Genomic DNA, 15110 nt, shown 5'->3' on the forward strand with positions numbered 1-15110 from the left:
GTGTTATTGGGCATTAAAAGAATTGATTACGCTGATCAAACAAAAAAAAACTATATAAATCATTTGGACGATTTTTTGTTGTGAATAAAAGGTTTTTCGTTGTTATCCTAGTAAAAATCGTAGTCATGTTTTTTTTATGAACGGAGAGAGAAACAAGTGTTTCTCTCTCCGTTCTATTGTTTGCTTTTATGTTCTTGGTTCTTTGGCATTATTCGGCACCTAAGTATATATAACCGTTCAACTGTTTAAAGTCAGCTCCGTTAACATTTATGATGTAGTAGTAGGTACCTGTAGGGAGGAAGCCTGATTTTCCGAAGGAGTTGTTCGGTGCAAATCCGCCCCAATCATTTCTATAATCCTTTCCTTCGTAGACCATGTTCCCCCATCTGTTGAATATCATAACATCGAAGGTGTAGTCACAGTATTCGGCCCCCCTAATTTCGAACATGTCGTTCACTCCATCTCCGTTGGCCGTTACAGCTTTACTTACTTCGATATCGTCGATGCCGCAAGGAACACAATCGCTATTGGTCGTTATGGTAAAGTCCGCATAATATTTACATTCGCCGCCCGTAGAGGTATAGGCGATTCTATATTCGCCCAATTCCAAGCCTTCGGGGACAAACATACTGCCGTTCAACATTACATCTCCTTCCGTGACCTCGAACACACCGTTTGTATCAAACCCTTCTGGAAGATAGCCCAGAAGATCGATAGGTTCGTCTTCAACACAAATGTCAATAGTGATTTCCTGTAATTGAGGTTGTAACACGAATATGATCTGCTCAAAAGAGGCCGTATTGTCGCATGTATCCGTTACGTTCCACGTTCGTATGATCATAAAATCCTCGGAATCGCTTGCATTTTGAATTTCTTCAGAGAACAGGACCTCGTAATCTCCACTTCCGCCGGTAAAGGTAAGTTGTGGAACCTCTGGAGTCTCGTCTCCACAGAGATTGGTTATCTCTGCCTCAAAATCACTCGATGCCAATGCTTCCTCGTCATCTATTATGGTTATCGTCGCATTACCGTCAATCACCGGAACAAAATCGGGAGCGTTCAATAGGTCCGCAAAAAATACTTCTGTGCTTTCAATCAAGCAATCATCGATTATGACCACGTTAAAAGTTATGCTGGACTGTCCTTCAGCAAAGGCTAAAGTTCCGTTAGACGCTGTATAATCTACACCACCAGCAGTCGCAGTTGCTGTTCCACCACCATCATTGGTTGCGTAGTCAACGTTAAAGGCCGTAAAAGAACCTTGAACGCGAACCGTAACAGTTGCTACACCGGTCTGCTCATTGACTTGAAGGTCGTCTATATAGAGACCGTCGTTCATTCCAGGTGCATCGTTATCGGTGATGGTACCTACACCTGCATCGTCGAGCATGTTCACACCGACAGGTGGAACGGCATCGAAGGTGAGAGCGATATCCATGGTCTCCGTATTCTCTATGATCGTGTCGTCCACGATGTTGATGGTCACCAGTTGTGTATCCCCGGTTGCCGTACCGGCAGGGAAGGTCACAAAGGTATCGGTGTTCGCTACGGTATAGTCATCGGGATCGATCGCTGAATTATCTGTCACGTTAAAGTTGACGTTGAAAGCGTTTTGTACGGTGTTCCCTGTATACGAGATTACGAACGTTGCCGTACCGGCATCTTCGTTCACGGTAAAGTCGCTCACTGCGATACCTTCGGTAGGTCCGTTAGCATCGTTGTCAGTGATGGTACCTACACCAGCATCGTCGAGCATGTTCACACCGACAGGTGATACAGCATCGAAGGTGAGAGCGATATCCATGGTCTCCGTATTCTCTATGATCGTGTCGTCCACGATGTTGATGGTCACCAGTTGTGTATCCCCGGTTGCCGTACCGGCAGGGAAGGTCACAAAGGTATCGGTGTTCGCTACGGTATAGTCATCGGGATCGATCGCTGAATTATCTGTCACGTTAAAGTTGACGTTGAAAGCGTTTTGTACGGTGTTCCCTGTATACGAGATTACGAACGTTGCAGTACCGGCATCTTCGTTCACGGTAAAGTCGCTCACTGCGATACCTTCGGTAGGTCCGTTAGCATCGTTATCCGTAATGGTCCCCAGTCCCGTATCGTCTACCATGGCCACAAGAGGGTTGGAGATGTTGGATAGGGTAATGTTAAGGTCTTCATTTGCTTCAAGGATAGCGTCGTCCACGATGTTGATGGTCACCAGTTGTGTATCCCCGGTTGCCGTACCGGCAGGGAAGGTCACAAAGGTATCGGTGTTCGCTACGGTATAGTCATCGGGATCGATCGCTGAATTATCTGTCACGTTAAAGTTAACGTTGAAAGCGTTTTGTACGGTGTTCCCTGTATACGAGATTACGAACGTTGCAGTACCGGCATCTTCGTTCACGGTAAAGTCGCTTACTGCGATACCTTCGGTAGGTCCGTTAGCATCGTTATCCGTAATGGTCCCCAGTCCCGTATCATCTACCATGGCCACAAGAGGGTCGGAGATGTTGGATAGGGTAATGTTCAAATCTTCCGCACCTTCCAATAAAGCGTCGTCCACGATATTGATGGTGACCACCTGGGTAGTTCCGGATGTCGTATTCGCAGGGAACGCCACATTGGTACCTGCGGTAGCAACGGTATAATCATCGGGATCGATCGCCGAACCATCGGTCACGTTGAAGTCCACGGTGAAGGCGTCCTGCACGGTAGGACCGGTATAGGTAACTACAAAGTCAGCGGTACCTGCATCTTCGTTCACGGTAAAGTCGCTCACTGCGATACCGTCTCCAGCCCCAGGCGCATCGTTATCCGTAATGGTCCCCAGTCCCGTATCATCTACCATGGCCACAAGAGGGTCGGAGATGTTGGATAGGGTAATGTTCAAATCTTCCGCACCTTCCAGTAAAGCGTCGTCCACGATATTGATGGTGACCACCTGGGTAGTTCCGGATGTCGTATTCGCAGGGAACGCCACATTGGTACCTGCGGTAGCAACGGTATAATCATCGGGATCGATCGCCGAACCATCGGTCACGTTGAAGTCCACGGTGAAGGCGTCCTGCACGGTAGGACCGGTATAGGTAACTACAAAGTCAGCGGTACCTGCATCTTCGTTCACGGTAAAGTCGCTCACTGCGATACCTTCTCCAGCCCCAGGCGCATCGTTATCCGTAATGGTCCCCAGTCCCGTATCGTCTACCATGGCCACAAGAGGGTCGGAGATGTTGGATAGGGTAATGTTCAAATCTTCCGCACCTTCCAATAAAGCGTCGTCCACGATATTGATGGTGACCACCTGGGTAGTTCCGGATGTCGTATTCGCAGGGAACGCCACATTGGTACCTGCGGTAGCAACGGTATAATCATCAGGATCGATCGCCGAACCATCGGTCACGTTGAAGTCCACGGTGAAGGCGTCCTGCACGGTAGGACCGGTATAGGTAACTACAAAGTCAGCGGTACCTGCATCTTCGTTCACGGTAAAGTCGCTCACTGCGATACCGTCTCCAGCACCAGGCGCATCGTTATCCGTAATGGTCCCCAGTCCCGTATCGTCTACCATGGCCACAAGAGGGTCGGAGATGTTGGATAGGGTAATGTTCAAATCTTCCGCACCTTCCAATAAAGCGTCGTCCACGATATTGATGGTGACCACCTGGGTAGTTCCAGTTGTCGTATTCGCAGGGAACGTCACATTGGTACCTGCGGTAGCAACGGTATAATCATCGGGATCGATCGCCGAACCATCGGTCACGTTGAAGTCCACGGTGAAGGCGTCCTGCACGGTAGGACCGGTATAGGTAACTACAAAGTCAGCGGTACCGGCATCTTCGTTCACGGTAAAGTCGCTCACTGCGATACCTTCTCCAGCCCCAGGCGCATCGTTATCCGTAATGGTCCCCAGTCCCGTATCGTCTACCATGGCCACAAGAGGGTCGGAGATGTTGGATAGGGTAATGTTCAAATCTTCCGCACCTTCCAGTAAAGCGTCGTCCACGATATTGATGGTGACCACCTGGGTAGTTCCGGATGTCGTATTCGTAGGGAACGCCACATTGGTACCTGCGGTAGCAACGGTATAATCATCGGGATCGATCGCCGAACCATCTGTCACGTTAAAGTCCACGGTGAAGGCGTCCTGCACGGTAGGACCGGTATAGGTAACTACAAAGTCAGCGGTACCGGCATCTTCGTTCACGGTAAAGTCGCTCACTGCGATACCGTCTCCAGCCCCAGGCGCATCGTTATCCGTAATGGTCCCCAGTCCCGTATCGTCTACCATGGCCACAAGAGGGTCGGAGATGTTGGATAGGGTAATGTTCAAATCTTCCGCACCTTCCAATAAAGCGTCGTCCACGATATTGATGGTGACCACCTGGGTAGTTCCGGATGTCGTATTCGTAGGGAACGCCACATTGGTACCTGCGGTAGCAACGGTATAATCATCGGGATCGATCGCCGAACCATCTGTCACGTTAAAGTCCACGGTGAAGGCGTCCTGCACGGTAGGACCGGTATAGGTAACTACAAAATCAGCGGTACCTGCATCTTCATTTACGGTAAAGTCGGCCACGGAGATGCCATTGTTTGGATCATCGAAGTCACAGGAGTCCCCAATTCCGTCGCCATCACTGTCCGTATCGCCTGTGTTGGACGCCAGAAAACAATCAGGGTCATCGCAATCAACGAGGCCATCGCCATCATCGTCTATACCATTTGCACAATCTTCCGGAAATGGGAGTACAACGGCCAGAGCAAACTCGGAGGTTGATCCGAATGTGGTGCCACTTAGTATTTCGGTAGTAGTTGCGGACAAATGCCATCCACTATTAACTCCATTGGGAGGTGTTATGTTCATAGCTTGATTGGAAACATCACCAGCTACATTCATTGAACCTAAATAAACCTGTCCTTCACCATAACCACTTACACCGACCACAGGGCTGGCAAAAAATTCTATGCGGTAGCCGTTTACAACGTTAGTGTCGTCAATGTCAAGGTCAAAAGTAATGTTGAAAACTCCGTTATTTAAAACAATGGAGTTAATGACCGGATAGTTCAATAAGTCGTTAGAGCCCGTATCGGTATCACCTAAATCATTAATGTCTGGATCGTTCTGGTCTCCGGATAGATCAATACCTAGATTTGTACTTGAATGAATGCTGTTCCCCAAAAAGGAGTTGTTCAGCCCAGCTGGGGCAAATGAAGCACTAATGTTATTACCATTAAAAGCAATGAGGTTGGCAGCTCGCGGGTCTGTACCGCCAACAAGGTTATTACTGGCGGATGGACTTATCTCAACACCTCTTGACATACCCCGATTAAGAGTTCCACTAATATCCGTTCCGATATAATTACCTTGTACTATATTGTTGTCGGAGTAAATGTCAACACCTTCGAAATTTGATCCGATAATATTCCGTTGTGCAGCTAGAATGCCCCCAACAGTATTAGAGCCACCGCCAATGAGTAAAACCCCTGGATTAGTGTTACCCGCCGGGGTTATACCATCTGGCTCCAAACCTACGATATTTCCTATAATGTTATTGCTGTAAGAACTAGGGCCGTCTACAAATATGCCGTTAACAAAGCTATTGGCTATTACGTTCCTGTCCAATGCGTTGGTACCACCGATGGTCGTGAAGGCACCTTGGACCAAAATGGCGTCAATATTTTGCCCAAGCGAGGTATCTCCGGTACCGTCCGTACCTATCCAGTTTCCTGCAATGGTGATATTATCGGCGCCAGGCTCTATTACTATTCCGCGAACAGCTCTGGTTAGTATAATATTCCTAATCTCACTAAAATCGCTATTTGCCGAGAAGGTTAGCAAATCATTAATCCCTATTAAATCCCCATCTATCCTTATCAAAGGGCTGTCTAGAAAACCAGGTTGGGTAGTTCCGTCGATTACTAGTGTTTCCGTGATGTCAGGTAATACGGTATTGGGGCTTATAATTTGAATACCGGCACCGGATATGTTAAAATGAATGGAGTCCGCACCAGCGAGTGCGTTGGCCTCTTCAATGGCGGCCCTAAGGGTACATTCGCAGTTAGAATCTGCACAATTGCCATCACCAGGATTAACGTCACCACCATCTCCGGTACTGTTAACCGTAATATTACCGCCAATAACGTTACTTTCGCTACAAACTTCGTTGTCCGTGATGGTTCCTAAACCGTTATCATCAGTAATAATTCCAGTAGAACCAGAAAAGTTTACCTGAAAGGTTTCACTCCCTTCCAAAATATTATCATCCGTTGTGTTTACGGAGAAAGTCACCGTATTACTATTTGCGAATAGGGTAACGGAAGCTGGGCCGCTGTAATCAGAAGCACTTGTTTCAATATCAGTATAAGACAAGGTAAATACTTGGTCCGTATCAAATTGATGTGAAGAGGAAATAGTAAATACTAAGTCTCCACCTTCTGTAACGGAGGAATCATTTATTGAAATAGTTGGCTGAATGCTGATCTGAAGCATGTCGTTATTACCAAAACCACAATCTTCCAATGTTCCAGAACTTAATGTGCTTATGGATGTGGGGTTAATTTGACCATCGTAGGTAGCCAGTGCCTGTATGCCTGTATTTGTCGAACAATTGGTACACGGGTTAACGACCAAAGCATTAAAATCTATCACATAAGCAGGATCGCCCACATCTGAAATTCCATCAGGAACCTGTATGGTCAATGTACGACTAGGCGCGTCATATGAAGATGTTGTCCCGGCTGGTGAATTGGTTATCGAGGTAAAATCTAACTGATCAGGAAAAGCAAGCGTTACCTCTAAATTTTCGATATTATCGTTACCAAAATTGTCAAAATTCAGTGTTAGGGGCAACGTAGATCCCGGAGGTACATTAATTGTACTACTTGCAGTTTCCAATTGAAAAGAACCTAGATTAGGCTCATAAACTTCTACACTTAATCCTAATAGATATATTCCATAAGACTCCTGTGTAGAGGTAATACGCATTGTAGCCGAAGTTTGACTATTTGCTATTTTATCGTTCGTAGTGTTGTCTAACTCAAAGATAGCAGCATCAAAACCTAAGGTGTTGGTACTGTTTGGAGTTCTGTTCGTAACTATTGTATTATCAATAGTAATTTTACTATTAAAAAAATTAGTCGCAGGCCTTTGTGTCGTGGATAAATTGACCCAATTGTTGGAGGTATCCAGAATTTGTAGTTCGTCACCGGTGATTTCACGGTCACCTTCTAAAGCACCGATCATAACGTCCGCGTTTACCGGTCCTGTGGGAATCGTTTGGAAACCATCAAAATCAATATCCAATATATTTTCAGATGCCGTAACATGGGCATACCCATCGAATAGGGTCACATTTTTTGGGGGCAAATCAAAACTTTCATAAACGAATACGATTTGCCAACCGCCAGAGGTGCCCGTAGCACTCCCCGAATGCGATTGTAACACGCCTTCAGCTCCTTTAACATTCGCCACTTGGTATGTGCCATAGGGGCTAGCTAGAGCATCTACATCAGCGGTGATATCCTTGAAAAGTACGATAGGGTCATTTTCAAAATGATCGGCCCTACCATTGTATATTACTTCATCCGCAGTATACGTAGTATAGGTACTGGATCCTGGTAGCATCAATTTTACATCATCAAAATCCCATATGGGTTCTGATCCGCCGTCACCAGTATTGGCACTATACTCTTTATTGGAAGCTGCCCAGTATAAAAACACTTTACGGTAATTTAAACAAGCGATTGAGCCCTCTGGGTTGGCGAGTACTGCATTACTTGAATTGAAAGTAGTACCATCAGAATCAATATCAATAAATTGTGTGGTTAAGGTTGAATTACCATCTGTTCCATTGTAAGGAACAACTGGGTCCGTACCAATAGTAGTATTTGCAATAAATGTGAAATCTCCTTTTAAATTTTGTGAAAAACGAGGAACAAATGGTCTTTTTATCTCTGCATCGGCGGCGTTGTTGGAAATATTTGTAGAAATACGGAAATGATTAATATGAATTGTCTCACCAGCCGCCCAATCATCTGGTGCTTTAGGTACAAAACGAAAAGCAGTATTGGAATGTAAAAAGCCTGTACCAGAAAATGTTGAAGAACGATTTCCCGAAGTAGCTGTTGTTTGTATGGTGAGCAATTCTCTCCAAGTACCATTTGATTGTAATATCTGCAGTTCTAGTTCTGCATTCCCTCTAAGTGCCGAGGTATAGTTAATTGAAATAGAGGCAGATGAGGCAGCGGCCAAATTAACTGGTCTGCTTAGCGCATCCGTACTTTGTAGACTGGTGAACGTAAGTCTGTTATCTGCAATAAAAATGTTCCCACTATTTTCTGCGCCACCATTTGCATCATTCTCTACCCAATTGGTATCAAAATTAGCTGTACCATCATTATTGCCGTATGAAATAACAGAAAATTCGTCGTTGTATGTGGTTTGTGCGGCTAGTTTGTTTCCGCTGGCCACAAGTAGTAGGAATAGCATAACTTTTAAAACCCTAGATGAAATACGGTTGTTTTTAGCTAACATGGGAAGAAACAAATCCTTCATATAAGGTTGGTTGGTGTTTGAATTCATGTGCATACTTATTTTTTGTCACGTGTTCTCAGTGGGGGGATGTCCGAAAACAATTAGCTGGAAAGAAAGACAATAACACTGTCTTGATAAATAAAAAGTTGTAAAAGCCCTTATTTTTGTGGTGACACAAGACGAACTGCACTATTTGTAAGAATTGTAAGAATACTATTTTGGTTAAAAGAAAATAAGTTATAAACAAAAAACACCAGTCAAAGACCGGCGTTTTTATGATTTGCAATTATTAAAGTTATATTAATTTGAACCTAAATAAATGAATCCGTTGAGTGGTTCCAAAGTATTCCCTGTTTCTGTATCTGTAGTATTAATAATGTAGTAATACGTACCTGCGGGTAGCATTCCAGAGCTGCCAAAAGATCCATCAGGAGCTTCCCCGCCCCATGTATTTTGGTAGTCCATAACTTCGGCTACTTTATTGCCCCATCTATTGAACAAGACCACATCAAAAGTAAACTGACAGAATTCAACGCCTCTTATTTCAAATGTATCATTTACGCCATCACCGTTAGGAGTAATAGCTTTGGAGATTTCAATTTCATCTCTACCGCAAGGCACACAATCTGTATTCACTATGATTGTAAAATCAACATAATACTTACATTCGCCGCCAAGAGAAGTATAAGCGATTTTATACTCACTAGGTTGATGGTCAAGAGGGTCGAACATATTACCATTTATAGTAGCATCTCCTTCTAGGACCATAAATTCACCATTTGCATCAAACCCTTCTGGAAGGTAGTCCAAGAGGTTTATAGCTTCTTCTTCTACACAGATGTCGATAGTAACTTCTTGTAATTGAGGTTGTAGCACGAATATAAGCTGCTCAAAAGAAGCTGTGTTGTCACAAGAGTCGGTTACATCCCACGTACGTATAATCATGAAGTCGTCAGAATCACTAGATTTTTCGATCTCTTCATTGAATACTACTTCATAATCACCACATCCACCAGTAAAGTTTAGTACAGGAGCATCTGGAACAACATCACCACAAAGAATAGTAATCTCTTCTTCGTAAGGTCCGGCCACTATAGGTCCCGTCGGTGGTATCGTAATAATCTGCGTATGATCTACCGTATTCCCTGCACAGTCGCTTGCCGTCCATGTGCGCGTAACGGTATATCCCAAGGCGCAGTTTGCATCATTACTAACTATTTCTAGGAAAGTAACTTCGATATCCGGTTCACAGCTGTCAAGAGCGGTCAGAACGTCCGCTTCTGGAACTTCGTTACAAGCGACCGTGATATCTTGCGGCAAGGCTTCTACAAATGTTGGAGCAACCGTATCTTCAATTGTAATTACTTGGATGTGCTCACGTATGTTACCAACACAATCTGTTATGGTCCACGTTCTTGTAATGGTATACTCGGTTGCACATTCATCATCCTGACCTTCAATTACCTCGTTAAGTACAACGCTAATGGCGCAATCACTTGTTGAAGTTATATCCGCTGGAGGAGGAATCGTATCACAAGCTTCAATTGTAACGTCTTCTGGCCACCCCTCATTACCATCGTTGTCGATGATGTTCACAATAGCAGTATCATTGGCCAAAACCGAAACAAGGGTAGTGGTGATATTGCTCAAGATTACATTAAAGTCTTCCGTACTTTCTATGATAATATCATCGATAATAGGGATTACAATAGTCTGAGTATTCGGATTAGTACCACCAAATGTCAAGGTCTGTGAGCCTGAAGGAATACCTGTATAGTCAAAAACATCCATCGCCAATATATCCTCCGTATGGTATTCAATAGTGAATTCATCTTGAACATTAGCATTAAGTACAACATTTAAGGAAACCGTTCCGGCCGCTTCATCAATATTCACGGAAGTCACATCAAACTGTATCCCTAGAGAAGGGTCGTTGTCATCATCAAGTATAGTTCCGTTTGCCTGTGGTGTATTTATGGTTACCAACGGATTGTTAGTTCCCGTAAGGTTTACCGTATAACTTTCGGTAGGCTCTATAATGTTGTTGTCCAATATGGTAACGACGATCGTTTGAACCTCTCCGTCAGCACCCGTGAAAGAGATGTTCCCGGTCTGTGCTTCAAAGTCCGTATCCGTGGCGGTACCGAAAGCGGTCTCGAAAGATACGTCAAAGGCATCCTGAAAGTTCCCCGTAAGGATAACCTCGAAGGTAGCCGTTACACCTACACCCTCTGTTACTTCAACATCGGTATTCACAAAACTGAGACCATCCGTAACCATAAGGTCATCATCAAGTATAGTTCCGTTTGCCTGTGGTGTGTTTATGGTTACCAACGGATTGGTAGTTCCCGTAAGGTTTACCGTATAACTTTCGGTAGGCTCTATAATGTTGTCGTCCAATATGGTAACGACGATCGTTTGAACCTCTCCGTCAGCACCCGTGAAAGAAATGTTCCCGGTCTGTGCTTCAAAGTCCGTATCCGTGGCTGTACCGAAAGCGGTCTCGAAAGATACGTCAAAGGCATCCTGAAAGTTCCCCGTAAGGGCAACCTCGAAGGTAGCCGTTACACCGACACCCTCTGTTACTTCAACATCGGTATTCACAAAACTGAGACCATCCGTAACCATAAGGTCATCATCAAGTATAGTTCCGTTTGCCTGTGGTGTATTTATGGTTACCAACGGATTGGTAGTTCCCGTAAGGTTTACCGTATAACTTTCGGTAGGCTCTATAATGTTGTCGTCCAATATGGTAACGACGATCGTTTGAACCTCTCCGTCAGCACCCGTGAAAGAAATGTTCCCGGTCTGTGCTTCAAAGTCCGTATCCGTGGCGGTACCGAAAGCGGTCTCGAAAGATACGTCAAAGGCATCCTGAAAGTTCCCCGTAAGGGCAACCTCGAAGGTAGCCGTTACACCGACACCCTCTGTTACTTCAACATCGGTATTCACAAAACTTAAACCGTTTTCTGCCACTGCATCATCGTCATTAATAATACCATTTGCTGTGTTGGAAGTATTTCCATCCACGAATCCAATTCCGATAGTAGACTGTATATTTGAGAGTACCACTGTAAATGCTTCTTGTGGTTCAATAATTACGTCATTAATTATAGGTATATCGATATCGAATGAATTTGTACTTGAAGTAAAAGTTATAGTACCTGATTGCGCTGTTATATCTGCTCCGTTTAGGGCAGTTCCATTGTTAGTAACATAGTCCACAGTTACATTCTCTTCGATATTACCTGTCAAGGTTACTGTGAATCGTGCAAAGGAGTCAGTGCCTTCGGTGACTATAACATTGTTATTGGTGAAAGAAACGCCTGTTCCTGCCACTGCATCATTATCAATAATTCTACCTCTGGCCTGTGCTGTATTAATTGCAATTAGGCTTGTGCTTATATTGATTAAATTGATGTTGAAATCTTCAGTGGTCTCAATTACCGTATCATCAATAATTGGTACTGTAATCGGTAAAACTTGGCCGTCGACGCCGCTAAAAGTTAGGATATCGGAAACACCGGTATAATCTTGTGTGTTAGTCGCAGTACCATCATTACTACTGTAGCTAACAGTAAATGGCGTTGGAAAATTACCAACGAACCTCACGTTGAATGTTGCTGTACCATCTCCTTCGTTTACCGTAACATCGGTATTGTCAAAGAAGATACCCGTGCCCGCACCACCGTCGTTATCGGTAATGGTACCGACGCCGTTGGCATCGACGATATTGATAAGAGTCGTGGAAATATTCGAAAGTGTTATGGAGAGGTCCTCGGCACCTTCGATAAGCGTATCGTCTATAATGTTCACGGTTACGGTCCGTACCTCGCCGTTGTTCCCTGCGAAGTTGAGTGTACCCGAGGCACTGGCCACGGTATAGTCGTCGGGACTGATGGCGGAACCATCGGCAATATCAAAGTCCACGTTGAATCCACCCTGCACGTCCGCGTTGAGCGAAACGTTGAAGGTAGCGGTCCCTGCGCTTTCGTCGACCGTAAAGTCGCTTACGGAAACACCGGTCCCCGCACCACCGTCGTTGTCGTTAATGGTACCTACACCGTTGGCATCGACGATATTGATAAGAGTCGTGGAAATATTCGAAAGCGTTATGGAAAGGTCCTCGGACCCTTCGATAAGCGTATCATCTACGATAGTAACCGTGACGGTCCGTACCTCACCGTTGTTCCCTGCGAAGTTGAGAGTACCCGAGGCACTGGCCACGGTATAGTCGTCGGGACTGATGGCGGAACCATCGGCAATGTCAAAGTCCACGTTGAAGCCACCCTGCACGTCCGCGTTCAGTGTTACGTCAAAAGTAGCGGTCCCCGCATTTTCATCCACTGTAAAGTCGCTTACGGAAACACCGGTCCCCGCACCACCGTCGTTGTCGGTAATGGCACCGACACCGTTGGCATCGACGATATTGATAAGAGTTGTGGAGAGATTGGATAATTTACCTTCCAAGTTTTCTGTCTCTTCAATTATACTATCATCAATTATAGGAACATTTATAACATATGATTCGCCATCGTTTCCAGTAAAAGTAATAGTTCCCGAGCTGCCCGTGTAATCTTCAGCTTCTGTTGCAGAACCATCTATAAGGTCATAATCAACAGTAAAGCTATTTTGGACATTTCCATTTAAGGAAACCGTAAAGCTTGCGGTTCCAACATCCTCGTTTACGGTAAAATCGTTAATCGAAACTCCTTTGTCGGCACCATTGTCATTATCGGTTATGGAAACGGAAACGCTAGCTGTAGCAGAAATAGCTGGTGTGTCATATGCGAAATTCACTAAGAAAGACTCGCTTGGTTCAATTAGATTATCGTCCGTAATGGGAATTAAAATATCAAAAGAAGTGATATTCTCCGTCGCAAGTGTATACGTTTCGGATACCGAAGAATAATCTTCTCCCGCAATCGCTGAGACGTTACTTGTATTATAATTGATAGTTGCTCCTGGTCTATACGTACCCTCAATACCAATGGTTAGTACAGCCAAGCCAATATCTTCCGGTATTGTAAGACTTTGAACGGTTATGGCAAGATTATAAGAAGTATCCAGTTCAACAGTTATGTCTACATTTGCTGTTGCAACGGTTCCGTTAGCATCGGTGATCTCATATGTTAAACTATCTGACCCGCTGTAATAGGCATCCGGCGTGTATTCAATGAAATCATCTAAGGGATTGGTTGGCGTTCCATTGTTATTAACGGAAGCCGCACCATATGTTGGGCTAGATAGTATTGTTAAGGCGGTATTTTCTTGTGGACCGTCTAGCCCAAAATCATCATTGCTCAGTACGTTAAAAGCATTGTTGGTAGTGCCTTCGTCGATGGTGTAGTTATCATCAATTGCCGTTGGTGAATTATCTGGTTTTACCGTAAGCGTTACTGTTGAAGTGTTACATACGGCTTCGTTAGGAGCTGGTAGGCATACTTCAACTTCAAAAACATCTGTACCCACAAAACCAGGATTTGGAGTGTAGGTAAAAGTACCGTCAGCGTTGACGACTACAGTTCCGTTTAAAGGTGAAAGACTAGTAAAATAACTATATGAAGAACCAACAGGAACGTTATCATTTGCTCCCACATCACCGTTGAACGTTTCGTCAAACTCCGAATCAAATATATCATCAACGGCATAGGTCTGCATCAAAAAGAATTTTCCATCTCCATTATCATTGGAAGCGGATAAATATCTAATGGAAGTAATCGTTGAGCCTACAGGAGCAATATCGGACAACTTAAAGAGGGCTATTCCGATAATTTGATCATTTTCGTTATTTCGGCCACTACTCCAATAGTCGGAATTACCAATAGGTGGAGCTTGGGGCTTAATACCTCTTAGGTCTCCGCTTGACCTAACAAAAGTTCTTCCCAATAGACTTTCTGTACTTTCTCCATTTCGGATTCCGTATAACTCTAAATATTGACAGTTATTACCACCTCTTTCTGTTACTGCAAGAATGCCATCTGGATTGGAAGGAATACCCGGACTATAGTTAATTGTTTGTATTTGTGAATCCGTAATAAGAGCTTTATCAAAATTCCCACAAAAAGAATCCCCATTATTATTAGATTCGAAATAATGATTTAGATTTATTGATTGGTAAGCTTTGATAGCTTCGCTTTCCCAATTTGAGGCATTACTGGCTCCCACTATTTGTGTGCCGTTCTCCCAAATACGGTTTCCGCTGTGACCTCCGGGTCCTAAGCGCGTCATTTCATACGTAGAGGGGACTAAAGGTATTGTAGATGGCCCCATCTATTTCAATGAAATCCAGTGTAGCGGGGTCATCAAATGTAGTCTGAGTATCTGACCAATTAAATGTAACACCAGAGGAAATTCCTTGAGCGTTAATTTCTGTTTGGATACCTAGTGATATTAGTACAAAAAGTACCAGACCTATAAGGTTGATTTTTTTCTTTTCAATTGCTTGTTGCGTGGAATGTTGCATAGCTTAAAATTTGGCGGGATTTTAGATTGGGAAACTGAAAATCTCTAATTTGGGTTTTGATTCTTTAGGTTAAATTTCTAACATCAAATAAAGGACAAAGTCTTCAGGCCCCGTAGC

At 44.2% G+C, this 15110-nt stretch carries 3 protein-coding genes; all 3 read right to left on the reverse strand.

What is annotated here, in order from left to right:
* Positions 1-208 precede the first annotated feature (208 nt).
* Entirely contained in the window at positions 209-8575 is an 8367-nt protein-coding gene (locus tag EJ994_RS01205; protein ID WP_164721412.1) for a Calx-beta domain-containing protein, read from the reverse strand.
* 252 nt (positions 8576-8827) lie between these two features.
* Positions 8828-14800 (reverse strand): Calx-beta domain-containing protein, encoded by a 5973-nt coding sequence (locus tag EJ994_RS01210; protein WP_126590852.1) that lies wholly within the window; start codon positions 14798-14800, stop codon positions 8828-8830.
* A complete protein-coding gene (locus tag EJ994_RS01215) occupies positions 14760-14993 on the reverse strand; it encodes a hypothetical protein (protein WP_126590853.1) in 234 nt (77 codons plus the stop codon). The genes EJ994_RS01210 and EJ994_RS01215 overlap by 41 nt, the downstream gene beginning before the upstream one ends.
* Positions 14994-15110: the final 117 nt, after the last annotated feature.

It is taken from the genome of Maribacter sp. MJ134, assembly GCF_003970695.1.
GTDB lineage: Bacteria > Bacteroidota > Bacteroidia > Flavobacteriales > Flavobacteriaceae > Maribacter.

Coding starts and splice junctions, on each gene's coding strand:
- EJ994_RS01205 (WP_164721412.1), bottom strand. CDS start 8,575: ATGAATTCAAACACCAACCAACCTTATATGAAGGATTTGTTTCTTCCC.
- EJ994_RS01210 (WP_126590852.1), bottom strand. CDS start 14,800: ATGGGGCCATCTACAATACCTTTAGTCCCCTCTACGTATGAAATGACG.
- EJ994_RS01215 (WP_126590853.1), bottom strand. CDS start 14,993: ATGCAACATTCCACGCAACAAGCAATTGAAAAGAAAAAAATCAACCTT.